Here is a 13,984-nt window from a genome sequence, read left to right as displayed (position 1 = left end):
AAAGCATTGGACGAATGTTGATTATGATTATTATCAGAGCATCAGAACAGAAAGTCAAATGACACTCATTGATTTTGCCAGTCCCATGTGATACGCTTCGGGCTTCAGCCCGGAGTAGTTAACTTGACATGTGCAAAATATTGGATGCACTTTATTTCAGAAATATGATTTATACAGATGAAAAATCAGTAAATCTGTAACATTCCGATAATTACATATATGAAACCTTCTTTTAAGCATTGATAATTTGGAAGATGATGAAAACGAGTACGTCAGGATAAGACTTCCGAGGCAGAGTAATGGCGAGATGTTCGCAGTTGCAGACCAGTTGATGGGCGGCAGCAGGGTAAAGGTCATATGCGAGGATGGCAAATCCAGAATGGGGCGCATACGTGGCCGCATAAAAAAAAGAAAATGGATAAGAAACGGGAATTTGCTTATCGTCAGGCCGTGGGACTTCCAGGAGGATAAGGCCGACATTCTTTACCGTTATACTCCAACCCAGGCAGCTAACCTAGCAAGAAGGCATAAGATACCTGACAGTATAAACATATTCTAAGATGAAATGGAAAGCTGATTTTGAGGATTTTTTGTCGGGCAGGACAGAAGGAGAGGTTTTTGATAAGTCAGCGCTCGAATCATTATGGAAGTTGATGTCAAGGGGCGAAATAGAGTTAATAGATTTCCCAATATCTACCGGCAAGGAGGGAAACGTTTTCAGGGGGAAAAGCAAAAAGGGGCTAATTGCCGTGAAAATTTACCGCATAAATACTGCAACCTTCAGAAACATATCAAAATATCTCCAGTACGGCAGGCTTTCGAACATGAAGAAAAACAGGAGGAGCATAATTTATGCGTGGTCTCAAAAAGAATTTACCAATCTCTCACGCCTCAGCCAGGCAGGCGTACGGGTGCCCGAGCCTATTGTAAATGAGGGCAATGTCATCGTTATGGAATATATTGGAACCGAGGAGACGCCTGCACCGTTGCTCAAGAATGCGAAAATAGAAAAGCCGGAGGAAGTTTTCAATGATGTGATAAAAAACATTTCTTTGATGTACAAAAAAGCCCATCTTGTTCATGCTGACCTTTCGGAATATAATATCCTATTCCATAAAGAGCCGGTTATTATAGACGTTGGGCAGGCAGTAACGACCAAAAATCCGATGGCGGGGCTATTTCTTGAGAGGGACGTAACCAATATTGTGAAATTTTTCAGAAAATTTTTTGATATTGATAAGAACAATATACTCAAACAAATTTTGGGGGAGAAAACATGAGATTTGTGAAGGTACCTGTTGAAAGGGTGGCAGTACTCGTAGGAAAAAATGGGGAAGTGAAAAAGAAGATTGAAGGACATGGCGTGAAATTGGATATAGATTCGAAAAGTGGTGATGTTAGTATAACAGGTGAGAATGCCGTTGTGGAACTCGATTCACAGAATGTCGTAAAGGCCATAGGCCGTGGTTTTTCCCCCAATCGTGCCATGCTGCTTTTCGATGAAAATTATTACTTTGAGCTGCTGGACATGAGGAATTTTGTTGGAAAAAAAGTCAAAAACGTGCACCGCATTGCGGGACGTATAATAGGAAAAGAGGGAAAAACAAGGGCGGCAATAGAGAACGCAACCGGGGTAAAGCTTTCGGTTTACGGAACAACCATTGGCATAATAGGCAAAATAGAAGGCATGGATGTTGCCAGCAGGGCCGTTGAGATGCTCTTAAACGGTTCCAACCACTCGACGGTATATCACTTCCTTGACAGAGAAAAGAAGAGAATGAAACTGGAAGAGTTCGGATTGAAGTAACAAGCTTAGATGTTAAAAATCCAGATTTCTTGCTCGTCTGTCGCTTCATTACCTGCTTTGTCATAAGCAATGATTTTTATCGTATGCCTCCCAAATATTACTTCATCCCAAAGCCATTGATAAGGCTCTTCTACTATTGTCTCTTCCAATTCATCGTCAACATAGAACTCAACCCTTGTCATTCCAGATGTTTCATCACTAGCATCTACTACAATAGTTATTTTGCAAACAATTATTGTATTTCTAATTGGTATTATTTTTCTATCAAAGATATAGAGATAATTTTGAGGGCAAAGAATTTCTACACTAGGGGGAGTATTATCAAATGTAAGAGGATTCATCAGGGGGTATCTATCCCGATTGTTTCCACCAGGAATGTTGTAAGGAACATCTACTATTCCGTCAATATCGTTGTCATATGCACCCTCATTTGGTTCATCAAAATCTGACCAATAGTTTCCGCCAGATGGATAACCATTGTCCCAAGTGTTATTACATTCATCATAGGCATTTTGAGTATTATCTACAAAGTCGTTGCGATAGATGATATTGTTATCAGATCCAGCCCTAATACGGATGCCATTCCCAGAATTGTTGTAAACTGTACAATTTATAACCTGGTTGTACTTTGAAGACTCTGTGATATGTATCCCATGGTTATTCGAAGCTACTCTGTTGTTTATTAAAATATTGTTGTTTGAAACATCTATCTGAATACCATATATATCATTTGAGTAGGCAATGTTTCCAGTTACCGTGCTATTGTTTGAGTTCCTTAAATAAATTCCTTGGGCGTTATTGGTCAATTCGTTATTGGTAACCGCTATATCGAAGACTCTCCACAGATCAACACCTGCTTCTCTACAGTTTGTCACGGTGTTGTTTATGACGAATACCTCAGTGCAATCCTGCAATGCGATACCACTCCCCCAACCACTGTCAGTACCGCAATTGGAGATGAAGTTATCTCTCAGTGTAATATAAGAATTCCACGAATCATACTCTACCAATATTCCCGTAGCAGGACTATTAGTTATAGTATTATTGTGCACAACGCCACCATTTGTACAGTGTTCGTAATCAACTGCATCCTCATAATTGCTATCCATTATGTTATTATAGATTTCAACAGGTGATTTATATTTTATTAGGGTAGCATGAGGCCTATTGTAGGATATGTTATTATCGTATATTTTCGCCACTGAATTTTCGACATAGATACCATTACCTGTTTCCGTATCACCAGGCCAATCACCTCTATTGTATACTACAGTATTATTATAGCATGTAGCATTAGAGTTAGACTGGATAAATATGCCTCTATAATTATTTCTTATTATGTTGTTATATATTGCCGCACTACTGGATACTATCCTAATGCCAGAACGCCGGGTTTGGAAACAATTTTCAATAATATTGGCACTAATGATTATATTGGATGATGACTTTGCATATATGCCATTGGTACTGTTTCGTATCATAAATCTGTTGATACAAACATTGTTAGCGGATATAAAAATGCAATTATCATTATAATCACCATCAATGATTGTTGTATCTCTATCTTCCCCCATTAGATTTATTCTTTTGTCAACAACTACATTTTCATAATACGTTCCACTGTAGACAAAAATTGTATCTCCATCTTGTGCATTATCTATTGCATCCTGAATTTTGCTGTAATTATTTGGTCCAGAGCCACCAACATAAAAGGTATTTCCTCCATCTGGCGATGCTTTTGCTTCCATTATTTCCAACTCCTTCATTCCAGTAATGAGAATAGACGCCGTTACCAAACTAACAGCCAATAAAAAAAGCATGGCTAATTTTTTTGCTCGCATGTTTTATCTCAAAATTATAATGCAATTTTTATTTTAAAATTTTCGATGTGTGACTTTTTATCCATCGAAACAAAACCTAAAGAACGCTTACGTATCAACAGTCGTCCAAAATTCGAGGATTTTATTGTTTTCTCTCTCATTTAGCACAAATACTATCTTACTATTTCCATACATGTTTTGATATGATCTATCATTTCCTCTTTACTCAATTTTTTCTTTTTGATTAATTCTCTGATTATTTTAGCCAAATTTTTATCAAATTGATTGACTTGCTCTGCAATATCATATTTTGTCTTTGGAGCAATTTTATTTTTAAGCAAAATTATTCTCGCAGTCTGTAGAGCAAGATAAAGCAATTCTTCTTTTGCCTTTTTTTTATCAATTCTTAATAAAGTATAAACCCTTTCTTCTAATTTTTCACAATACTTTATTTTTTCCTGAATAATTTCCTGAGAGAAAATTGGAGGAGGACTTTCAAAGAATTTTATAAATATATTTTCATCATAAATTATCTTTCCGAATAATAAAGCTGAAATTACAAAATCATCCCCTTTTAGATATTTTTCTTTAAATTCTCTTTCATTAAGCAAGATTACATTACAATTTTCAAAATAAGGGATCTCTCTCTTTTTATTACTAATTACAAAAAAATCAACATCGCTTTCCTTTTTTTGCTTGTTTAAGGCGACCGAGCCAACGAGCACAATACTTATCGGCTGTATTTCAAAAATTATTCTATTAGTTATGTCAAATATTTTCCTTCTTGTTTCTTGATTTAAAGAACATAGATATTCAGAGTCAAACAGAAGCTTTAATCTTTTGCAGAATAAATTAGTAAAATCAAGTTTATATTTCTTCCCAAATTTGTCCAAAATATTGAATCTTTCAAATTTATCTATTATTTTATAAACCCAGTTTCTTGAAAGTCTTGTTTTTTCACTTATTTCCGCTATTGAAAAGTAGTCAAATGGGTTATTATAAAAATTTCTCAATACTTTTATTTCAGATTCTCTTTCTATTATCATTTTAATATGCCCTTTTCAATCAAAAATTTTTCAACCTCTCTCCTTAGTTCTTGAATCTCTCTCAAAAAATTTAATACATCTTTCTCCATATAATCCTTGGGAATTGAAGTATATGGGTGAAATTCTGCTACAATCCTGTATTTAGAAAGTTTTTCAAACGTTTTAGAATAATCTTTTTTTAGCGCGCCTGTAGCAAAATAATCTTTTAGTATGTCTGTTTTAGCTTTATGGTCTTTCAAATAGAAGCCATTTATTGCAACTTTTAGATTATTTACAATATTCTCGGCTGCAAGCCATATGAAGTACAAACCCTCATCTAATTTACCCTCTTTCAAAAATCTTTCTGCCTCTTCCAATTGGCTGTTAATCTTTTCCCAGTTTTGCCTTAATTCTTCTTTTTTTACCATTTTACTTCACTTTTTGTTAACTTTACTTAACATAATATTAACTATACTTTATAAACCTTTCGCTCAGCGTGCAGTCCAGAAAAATTTCCATCATTGGATTACACAACCAAAACAAAGCTCAAAAGATGCTCACGTATCAATAGTCATCCAAAATTCGGGACTTATTGTGGCTTATCTTTTCTTTATTTTGGCTTTACCCAAATTTGGTTTCGGTAGGATAATCGTAAGGAAAAGTGCATCCAGATGAAACTGCTATGTTTTTTACCTCACCGCCTGCAATGCTTATTTCCTTCCCGGTTGACATTTTAACTAAACTTCAACTGTTGCATCAAACGGCGCTGCATCTTTTTATTTGACAGGCCCTTCATCATTTTCTTTGACGTATTGTAATATTTCAGTAATTCTTTCACGTCTTTTACTTCCAGTCCTGCCCCCCGTGCTATTCTATTCATGCGGGAAGATTTTATGAGGTGGGGCTCTTCCATCTCTTTTTCTGTCATTGAATCCATGAGTGTATGGAATTTTTTCAGTTTTTCCTGCGTCTGGTGCATATCTGTCCCTTTCATTTTCTGCCCAAGCCCTCCAGGAAGCATCTCCGCTATTTTGCTGAGGGATCCCATGCCGGACACCATTTCCATCTGCTCGTACATCTCTTTCAGTGTAAACCTGCCGGACATTATCTGGCGGGCGCTTTTTTCGAACCTGCCTTTCCCTTTCTGTTTTGCAATCTCTTCCGCCTTTTCAAGCAAGCCCTGGATGTCCCCCATCCCCAGCAAACGGGATAGAAAACGGGTGGCATCAAATTTTTCCAGGTCATCAAGATGCTCTCCTGCCCCAACATACAGTATCGGTGCCCCTGTTTCTGCGACGGCAGATATTGCTCCTCCTCCTTTGGCGGTGCCGTCCATTTTTGTAAGTATAACGCCGGTTATGCCGATGGTATCGTTGAAAGCTTTTGCCTGGGGACCTGCCTGCTGCCCCGTCGAGGCGTCCATGACCAGGATTTTTTCATCCGGCCTGGAGACTTTAAAGATTTTTTTCATCTCCTTTATCAAATCGTCTTCGAGGCTGTGTCTGCCCGAGGTGTCAACAATGATAACATCATATTTTTTCAGCTTCTCCAGCCCTTCTTTTACAACCTTGACGGCATCTTTTCCATTACCATGAACAGGCACATTTATTTTATCGGCTGTCTGTTTCAGCTGGTCATATGCGGCAGGGCGGTGCACGTCGCCGGCGATGAGCGCCGGTCGCAACCCTTTCTTCTGAAAATATTTTGCAAGTTTTCCACATGTCGTCGTTTTTCCCTGTCCGTAGAGCCCAACCATCATAATTACCTGTTTCTTCAGAGGCAGTTCTCTTCCCTTTCCCAGCACTGATGAAAGCTCATCGTGAACTATTCTGATCACATGCTCGCGGTTGCTCATCCCGGGCAGGGGCTTTTCTTCCAGGGCTCTTTTCTCAATTTTCTTAGAAATTTTTAGTACAAGGGCAACGTTCATGTCTGCCTGAATGAGGGCACGCTGAATGTCCCTTGTGACTTCTTTAATCAGGGAAGCGTCGACGTGAGGGGCGTTTGCAATCTTCTTGAGCGTGCCTCGCAGGGCATCTCCCAATCCTTCCAGCATTGAACCTCAAAATAAACGTGCTTATATAAGGATTGTGCAATGGTAGACGGACATACCCCCTTTGATGCAACGGAATATCCTCACGAAGCAAAAGAGGGAGAATACTCGATATACATTGTTGTAGCCATGTGCGGCAGCAGGAAGCTACTTCGGAATAAAGTACTAGAAAGTAGCCATTCCTCTACCGATTAAAAAAACAGCTAGGTATTCTGGAACTTCCGCTTCTCCAATAGGCAAATTGAAATTTTCTCCCTTCATCTTTATATTTACCGGTTTTGTGATTTCTATTTTAATCGAATCTTCCCCGAACACGACAGCATCATTCAGTGGATTGAATTCATCTATTTCATCCATTTTCACTGCCTGTACTTTTAACCCTGTTTTTCCATGCAATGAGCCCGGAAGACGTATGAGTCTTTTCACATCCGCGGTTACAGGCTCGTCTGGACTGCCTGTCGAAAGAGAGACAGCAGATTTTTCTATGGCACTTCTCAAGAAGAATTTTTTTATCTCCGAGGACTGGTCCAGTAAACCTTCTTCTATCCTTTTTATTCTGGCATCGGATAAACTATCTATCACTCGTTCCGCTTTGTTTGCACTTAAACCATAAGATTTCAATTTGTCTATGCTTTCCTTTCTTTCTCCTTCTCGAATTTCTTTTACTATACCAATAATTGTTCTGCTTATTCTTCCCCGCCATCCAGGCTCGTCTGGCTTTGGCATTTCAAGGCGAGTGAGCGGTATTACTTTTTCTCCATATTTTTTTGTTTCCACTACCCTCTCTCTAAATATGCTTTTTGAATCCAGCCCTCTTCCCGTTATATGGTCAACTATCTCTCGCCTTTCCTGGCTTCTGAGATGAAAAACTTTCGGATGTGTCACATGACAATGATAGCCTCTTCCCCCGCTGAAGTATAATGAAAGGTTATCCTCCTCGAAACCAAAATCATCCACTAGAAAAGAAAGCAATTTTTTTAGTTCATCTTTAACGGCTCTTAGCATTTCCTCATATCTCATCCTCTCTGCTCCAGGCAGATGATCGGCATCCAAGTCAAATATAAGATCTGCACCCATCCATTCTTTCTCCCGCATGGTCGGTGCATCAGGCCTTTCGTAATATGCTGATGAGTAATATACGTGGGATGGCCCCCTTCTTCTCAAAAAAGTTAAAATTTCGTCTCTCGTTTTAAATGATAGGTGTCTGATCATCTGCTTTCCACCAAAAAAAAGAAATGCATATTCGCGGCGTGAAAATCTTTTTGGGAATGATATTTGAGGGCTGGTATAATATGATTGAAATTTTCTCTTCAAAAAATCATTCATTTTTTCTTCCTCCATTTATCTCTATAATAGGCAAGAGGATGGCTTATCCTCCTGCATAGGCCATCCATTTTTTCAACCGGACAGAGACCCCATGTCTTTATCGAGGAGCAGCTTGGGGTATTATACTCTGTACCGGAAACTTTTCCAGTTATATGTTCAATCTGGTAGCGGGTTCTTTCTTCATTATAATCTGGGGATTTGCTGAAAATCTGAAGAATTTCATGCATTTCCATACCTACGGAATGAAGGAACGTAACAAGGGTAAATCTTCCGACATGGGGAACATTTATTCCGGATTGAGCGGCTGCAAGGATTTGCCTCATACAGGGCGGAAATTTGGAAATGCTTGCTTTTCCTATGTCAACCTTCCCTTCCGTTTCTTTTCTCTGCAATATATTTTTTATCTTCATAACTTCCTCACCGAACACTTTTTTCGCTTCTGGAGAGGGGCGAAGATGTATAACTTCGGTGTATATTTTATTCCGCAGATTTTCCTGCAGGAGTCTTGCCAGTTCCCCCTTCTTCAACTCCACCAATCCTTTTTGGAGGGGCATATTAACAAGTTTCCATTTATCGCTCCAGGTCGGGGCATTTTTTAAATAATCGATGAAATACATTTTTAGTTCGTCGGTTATAGTTATGCCGAATTCTTTTGCAATGTTTACAACAAAAGTTTCCTCCTCTTTTCTTAAATTCAGATATGCTCTCTTTGCTTCTGCCAGCGAATATCTGCTCCTCAAATAGTCACTTTCAACGCTGGCCACGATCATCCTGGCTATTGGATAGGAAAAAATATTTATTAGGGCATCTGTCTCTCCCAGTAGTGGGTAGTCGTTCACTATTCCTTTTTCGAGGGCATCATCAACTCTTTGGATGCCTATGGCCCTTGCTCTCTCATAGAGCGGGTCGTGGAGTATCTCTTCGGCGCTCACCTTTTCATTTTTAACAAATTCCTTGGCTTCTTTCAGAAATGGGTATTTTGCCAGTACGTAAATACTCACGAGATAACATCGGCATTCCTATTTAATTTTTTACCCCCCCCCAAGTATACCACGTATATAGTTAAAGGAAATGCATCTCTTAGATTCCAAACGAAAAGTATAAAATTTATGAGACATTGTAGGAGAGAAAATGAATCCTTTCCTGAATCCTCTGTTTGCAGTAAGAATTATAAAACGATATCTTACTGATATAGACAGGGCATGGAAAAAGAAACCCGATGAAATTAAAAGATACCAAGATAAAGTTTTAATAAGAACGCTCAGATATGCATATCGCGTTCCTCTCTATCGCCGTAAATATCAGGAAGCAGGAATACATCTGGATGACATTCACGGAATAGAAGATTTACATAAGTTGCCATTAATTACAAAAGAGGATTTAATACAGGGTTTTCCTGACCAGATAGTCCCTCTGGGTTACAACAAAAACAACGCATACCTTGTGGGGACATCAGGTTCTTCTGGAAGACCTATGTCTATGTATAAGGACATGGAATATATAACGACAGAGGCGCTTGCCGCCGTAAGGCAACTTAAAGCCTATGGCATGAACTGGAGAAAGACGAGGATAACAAATATTGGCGACTTTTCTATTCCTACAACTACGGATGAAGAATGCCTCAAGAAGGGCCTTCTTGGAAATCTTTCTGCCTTCTTTTCGCTTAACAACTACCAAAATCTCTATACGGGTGAAGAAGCTCGATCCCTGCTGGAAAGGATGAGCAAGTTTGATCCACAGTTGATCATCGGCTACACGAGCGTTTTAACGGGCATCGCCTCGCTGAAAATGAATGGGCTGGGCAAAAAGCTCAATCCTGAGTATATAATATCTAGTGGAGATATTCTGGACAGCTATTCGAGAAGATATATCCAGGAAGCTTTCGGGGTTCCTGTATTAAATCTTTATGCCACAACTGAAGGGGGGTCTATAGCCTTTGAATGTCTCAGCGGAAATTTTCATATCAACAGCGATTTTGTTCATGTAGAGGTTCTTGGTAAAAATGGAGAATCTGTATCTGGAAATGAGTTTGGAAATGTCGTTGTAACCAGGCTATATCGGGGCGGGACACCGATAATAAGATATACAGGGCTCAATGATATTGCATCTTTAGAAAACCACTACTGCAATTGCGGCATGCATACACCCCTACTAAAAAATCTGGAGGGAAGAAAAAAAGATGCCATTGTTTTACCTGATGGCAGAATATTTCCTCCAGCTACCATTCCTGTGCCGCTCGCCGAGGCTGCAGGCAAGTTTGATACGCTTCAAATAAAGCGTTTTCAATTCGTTCAAAAGCAGATTGACAGCATAGAGATCAGGATAGAGGTGGGTGATAAGCATAGAGGCAAAGGTGTAACCGTAAATAAATTACTGGAGGAAATTAATAAGAATTATCGGAAACTTGTCGGAGATGCGGTCAGGCTGGAGGTGAAAGAGGTGAAGGAGGTAGAAAGAATGGAAGGATCGACTTATCCCCCGCTTATTATTTCTAAATTAGATAAAAAAAGGATTGAAGAGGCGATTCTTTAAGATTACATCAGGTAACAAAGCCTCTTCTGCCAAAAACTGCTATGGGGCATATATTGACACATTCGCCGCAGTGAATGCATCTTTCTCCATCAATCCATGCTTTTCCGTTTTTGATGGATATTGCATTTTGCCTGCACTGCCCTGTGCAAACCCCGCATCCCGTGCAATTCAGTGCCCGGTCAATGACACTTTCAACAATTTTTTTCTTTTTTTGAGTCGGGGCATTTACCTTAAAGTCGTCTTCTGAAAGCAAAATCTCGACATCATTGACAACATAGCCGCCATCAATTTCCTTTACTTTTCCTATGCAATTCATAAAATTTTTTACCCTTTCATTATCAATATCACCAGAAAAATCTCTTTTCACTTCTTTCTCAGCCTCAATATTGGCCCATTTGGGTGGGACGAGCCATCTCCACAGACCGTTTTTTATCCATTCTTCACTCAACCCATGATCTCTGGCATATTTTTCAAGTTTATCAATCAGTTTGTTCCAGTCCTTATGCCGCTTAAATTCAAATTCAGCCATATCGCTTGCAGGGCAAAGCCAGCACCCTATGCGGGAAAAACCCTGTTCATACAGGACATTCCATTTTATCCCGTACTCCTTGTATTTCTCAAAAAGATAAAGCCATACATGGAGGGCCGTCCAGTTCTGGATGGGGGACGCACCGAGCTGTCCGGATACCCAGGGATTTTTCCACATGCTTCCTTTTTTTGACCTCTGCTCAGATTCATATCTTCTCTGGCCTATGAATGAAAGCACGCCATCAGGAAAATTTTTTTTTATCAGCCTTGTCGTTGGGCCCAGTTTGCACGTCTTGCAGCACCACCTGAAATCCCTGGCAGAAGGCCCAAAAAAATCAATGGCCTTCCAGAAAATATCTCCTGCGTTTTCCTCCAGCAGTTCCAGATCTAGCTGCTTTGCTACCCTGTGGACATGCTCGATTGTCTCCTCAAATTCCAGCCCCGTGTTTATAAAGAATATTGGAGGGTTATATCCGGCGTCAAGGAGAAGAAATAAAGTTGCAAGGCTGTCCTTTCCCCCACTGAAAGAAACGGCTATCGGCAGTTCATTTGCTTTAATAACCTTATGAATAAAATTTACTGCTTCGTTTATTTTGTTTGAGATTACTTTACTATTTGCCATTAATGCATCATCCCATGTTCTGTCTCTTATTTTTTCCTTATCTGCAGTTCCTTTCCATCTTATCTTCACGGCCATTCCATGCCCGTTAGCAGTCATTTCCTCACTGTCCATACATGCCTTACCGACCGCTATTAATTCCTTTTCAGGAGAGTAAATAACAACTTCATCGCCAGTGCGTATTTCCCTGCTCGCTTCCACAACGCCCGGAGCCAGGAGGTTAGATCCGTTCAATATTGGGGATACCGCCCCATCATCAGCAATAACAAATCCCTTTGTTGGGCTTATAAGGGAAGCAAACCATATCCTGGGAAGAAAATGGAATTTTTTCTCTTTCACAGAATACTGAAGTGCCCCCGCAACTTTACCATTGAAAATGACTTCCTCCATTTTGTCTGTAGAGGGCACGTCATTAAGCAAAGTCATTTCCGGAAGGATGGCATCACCAAATTGCCCTTTTATCACATCTTGACATAATTTAAGATCGAATGGAAAAGCAGGTCTGACATCTCCGGGGGGTGTGAGCCTTACTTTAAAAGTTTCGTTGCCGCATATACCGCATGCTTTTCCTAGGACGGGCAAATTGCATTTATGGCACCAGTGAAGTGCGAGCTTTCCAAGATAAATCACAAATGCACATACAGTGTATATTTAAAGATTTGTTCATGACACTGATTCTGCTGATCGAAAATTTTCACTCATGACTTACATAGCGAAAGGTTGGAAGGGAAATCCATGAAACATCCTTGCGGTAGATGCCATCCTCATAAACTTGAAAATCCACTTTGATTCCCCCTTGCCCCTTTATCTTAAGCAAATCATCTTCGAATATCAATACTTCCAGATCATAGCTTGTGTTTCCCATTTGCATTCCAATTTCAACTTCAGTTGTTTTATCTTTTTTAAGTTTGCCGATTTCCACTTCTTTTTTGTCTGTCGCTATGCCTTTCCATCTTTCCATAAGGTACGTAACGATTTTCACATCGCCTGAGCCAGCATCAACATTTGTCAAATAAATTATTGCGGAAACATTCACTTTTTCATTTCCTTCCCCGCTTTTCATTAAATACATCGCATCCACGCTTAACCTATTTTCTTTTTCTCCTCCTCTGAAAAAACAGGCGTATGAAGCCAGAATTATCAAAATCACTGCTACGACGGCAACAAGGGGGATAACATACTTTGAATAATTCTTTGTTTTTGTATGCTTCATTTTTGAATATTTCATATATAAAAATCGGTCTTTGATATTTATAACCTGTGATTCCTGGTAAAACAAAAATTTTTTTTGAGGGTTAAAACTAGGAGAAACAGACTATAAAAAATTTCATTGCCTTTTCTTTTCTTACCTTAATCAGCCAAGCATCACTGGTCTGTTGAACCGATGAGCCAGTGTCCCAGCCTTTCCATCAAAAAGTATTATTCCGTCCCTCACAGACTGCATGAGTAGGGATGATTTTCATTTCTTCACCCCTCAATTGCCAAATGCTCCTTCACATAATTCAAAAACCTGTTAAAAAGTCCTTCTTCTATTCTTCCGTCCAGTTTTATATCTACGGCATGCTTTTTCCTCGGGTGGATCCTTTCCACAGTTACATAAGCAATGCATTTTTCTTTGCAGTTTCCTATTGCCTTCAATCTGATAACTTTTCCCTCTTTTGTTTTATGGGCGATACTCGTCAGCAGTTCAATGGTCTTTCTAATGTCATGCCTTTTTTCAGGATGTTCATATAGCACTTTTCCATCTAACGTTATTTTCACCATATTGTGAAATTTTGCCTTTGCAAGCCCCCTTGCTATTAACTCGGCTGTGGGAACAATTTCGAATTGTTCTTCTATCTTTGCATAACCCGTGATTTCTTCTATTTTCTTGAGAAAAAAATTTGAAGGAGCAATTTCTCTCTTCTCCACATCAAGGTCAAGGGAGATTTCGATGTTTTTCAGGAACTTCTTTTCTTTATCTCTTTCAGCATGAAATTTTTTGACTTTGTGGGTAGGATATGTGGCATTAATCCACCTCATGACTTCTGAGGGAGAGTAAACCCATGGCGGTTCTTCAAAACCAGATTTGTATCTTCCCATGTAATAAAAACAAAACATTATTTTAGTCAAAATGGAGTGAGAATCCTCTGGGCTTCAGCCCAGAAATGAATCACTCCACAATACTTTTTACTACGTTCCAGTTGGATACATAGTCCCAAGCCCAACCAGAACATGGTTGTAATTAGCTTGGGCTGTATAAAAATATGAGGTGAAAAAAATGAATGAATTAGT

The 13,984-nt window shown here is 39.2% G+C and carries 13 protein-coding genes; 4 read left to right on the top strand and 9 right to left on the bottom strand.

Translation table 11 applies throughout. From position 1 onward, the window contains the following. Positions 1 to 247: 247 nt before the first annotated feature. Genes eif1A through U9O96_00925 form a run of 3 tightly spaced genes read left to right on the top strand, consistent with a single transcriptional unit; the run spans position 248 to position 1,807 of the window. Positions 248 to 559, top strand: a complete 312-nt coding sequence (gene eif1A, locus U9O96_00935; GenBank protein ID MEA2053675.1) for a translation initiation factor eIF-1A — start codon at positions 248 to 250, stop codon at positions 557 to 559. A gap of 1 nt (position 560) precedes the next feature. Further along, a complete protein-coding gene (locus U9O96_00930) occupies positions 561 to 1,280 on the top strand; it encodes a serine protein kinase RIO (GenBank protein MEA2053674.1) in 720 nt (239 codons plus the stop codon). Next, positions 1,277 to 1,807, top strand: coding sequence for a KH domain-containing protein (locus U9O96_00925; GenBank protein MEA2053673.1), 531 nt, complete (start codon positions 1,277 to 1,279; stop codon positions 1,805 to 1,807). The genes U9O96_00930 and U9O96_00925 overlap by 4 nt, the downstream gene beginning before the upstream one ends. A gap of 5 nt (positions 1,808 to 1,812) precedes the next feature. Here U9O96_00925 and U9O96_00920 read toward each other — a convergent pair whose 3' ends face one another. From U9O96_00920 to U9O96_00895, 6 genes are all read right to left on the bottom strand, one after another. Continuing rightward, positions 1,813 to 3,648, bottom strand: a complete 1,836-nt coding sequence (locus U9O96_00920) for a NosD domain-containing protein (protein MEA2053672.1) — start codon at positions 3,646 to 3,648, stop codon at positions 1,813 to 1,815. 152 nt (positions 3,649 to 3,800) lie between these two features. Further along, the gene (locus U9O96_00915) at positions 3,801 to 4,673 is read right to left on the bottom strand and encodes a nucleotidyltransferase domain-containing protein (GenBank protein MEA2053671.1); all 873 of its coding nucleotides are present in this window, start codon (positions 4,671 to 4,673) and stop codon (positions 3,801 to 3,803) included. Further along, the gene (locus U9O96_00910) at positions 4,670 to 5,080 is read right to left on the bottom strand and encodes a hypothetical protein (protein MEA2053670.1); all 411 of its coding nucleotides are present in this window, start codon (positions 5,078 to 5,080) and stop codon (positions 4,670 to 4,672) included. The genes U9O96_00915 and U9O96_00910 overlap by 4 nt, the downstream gene beginning before the upstream one ends. A gap of 305 nt (positions 5,081 to 5,385) precedes the next feature. Beyond that, positions 5,386 to 6,708 carry a signal recognition particle protein Srp54 gene (locus U9O96_00905; protein MEA2053669.1) on the bottom strand — a complete coding sequence of 441 codons (1,323 nt, stop codon included), beginning with the start codon at positions 6,706 to 6,708 and terminating at the stop codon, positions 5,386 to 5,388. A 162-nt stretch (positions 6,709 to 6,870) separates the two neighbouring features. Next, positions 6,871 to 8,031, bottom strand: coding sequence for a DNA primase catalytic subunit PriS (gene priS / locus U9O96_00900; protein ID MEA2053668.1), 1,161 nt, complete (start codon positions 8,029 to 8,031; stop codon positions 6,871 to 6,873). Continuing rightward, on the bottom strand, positions 8,028 to 9,032 hold the full coding sequence (locus U9O96_00895) for a DNA primase large subunit PriL (protein MEA2053667.1): 1,005 nt from the start codon (positions 9,030 to 9,032) through the stop codon (positions 8,028 to 8,030). The genes priS and U9O96_00895 overlap by 4 nt, the downstream gene beginning before the upstream one ends. Positions 9,033 to 9,162: 130 nt before the next feature. Between U9O96_00895 and U9O96_00890 the strand changes: the two genes are divergently transcribed. Beyond that, on the top strand, positions 9,163 to 10,563 hold the full coding sequence (locus U9O96_00890; protein ID MEA2053666.1) for a hypothetical protein: 1,401 nt from the start codon (positions 9,163 to 9,165) through the stop codon (positions 10,561 to 10,563). Positions 10,564 to 10,570: 7 nt separating this feature from the next. On the opposite strand, the gene U9O96_00885 is transcribed toward U9O96_00890, so the two are convergent. From U9O96_00885 to U9O96_00875, 3 genes are all read right to left on the bottom strand, one after another. Then, the gene (locus U9O96_00885; GenBank protein MEA2053665.1) at positions 10,571 to 12,340 is read right to left on the bottom strand and encodes a phosphoadenosine phosphosulfate reductase family protein; all 1,770 of its coding nucleotides are present in this window, start codon (positions 12,338 to 12,340) and stop codon (positions 10,571 to 10,573) included. A 64-nt stretch (positions 12,341 to 12,404) separates the two neighbouring features. Beyond that, positions 12,405 to 12,938 (bottom strand): hypothetical protein, encoded by a 534-nt coding sequence (locus tag U9O96_00880; protein ID MEA2053664.1) that lies wholly within the window; start codon positions 12,936 to 12,938, stop codon positions 12,405 to 12,407. Between the two features lie 239 nt (positions 12,939 to 13,177). Beyond that, entirely contained in the window at positions 13,178 to 13,792 is a 615-nt protein-coding gene (locus U9O96_00875; GenBank protein MEA2053663.1) for a hypothetical protein, read from the bottom strand. Between the last annotated feature and the right edge of the window lie 192 nt (positions 13,793 to 13,984).

The sequence above is a fragment of the Candidatus Thermoplasmatota archaeon genome, from assembly GCA_034660695.1.
GTDB lineage: Archaea > Thermoplasmatota > E2 > UBA202 > DSCA01 > JAYEJS01.
The sequence above is the reverse complement of the archived record's forward strand: the minus strand, read 5'-3'. Positions and strand labels throughout refer to the sequence as shown.

Bases quoted from the DNA above. Each gene is read 5' to 3' on its own strand.
- U9O96_00880 (MEA2053664.1), bottom strand. From the start codon at position 12,938: ATGAAATATTCAAAAATGAAGCATACAAAAACAAAGAATTATTCAAAG.
- U9O96_00920 (MEA2053672.1), bottom strand. From the start codon at position 3,648: ATGCGAGCAAAAAAATTAGCCATGCTTTTTTTATTGGCTGTTAGTTTG.
- U9O96_00875 (MEA2053663.1), bottom strand. From the start codon at position 13,792: ATGGGAAGATACAAATCTGGTTTTGAAGAACCGCCATGGGTTTACTCT.
- U9O96_00925 (MEA2053673.1), top strand. From the start codon at position 1,277: ATGAGATTTGTGAAGGTACCTGTTGAAAGGGTGGCAGTACTCGTAGGA.
- U9O96_00905 (MEA2053669.1), bottom strand. From the start codon at position 6,708: ATGCTGGAAGGATTGGGAGATGCCCTGCGAGGCACGCTCAAGAAGATT.
- U9O96_00890 (MEA2053666.1), top strand. From the start codon at position 9,163: ATGAATCCTTTCCTGAATCCTCTGTTTGCAGTAAGAATTATAAAACGA.
- priS (MEA2053668.1), bottom strand. From the start codon at position 8,031: ATGAATGATTTTTTGAAGAGAAAATTTCAATCATATTATACCAGCCCT.
- U9O96_00910 (MEA2053670.1), bottom strand. From the start codon at position 5,080: ATGGTAAAAAAAGAAGAATTAAGGCAAAACTGGGAAAAGATTAACAGC.
- U9O96_00915 (MEA2053671.1), bottom strand. From the start codon at position 4,673: ATGATAATAGAAAGAGAATCTGAAATAAAAGTATTGAGAAATTTTTAT.
- U9O96_00930 (MEA2053674.1), top strand. From the start codon at position 561: ATGAAATGGAAAGCTGATTTTGAGGATTTTTTGTCGGGCAGGACAGAA.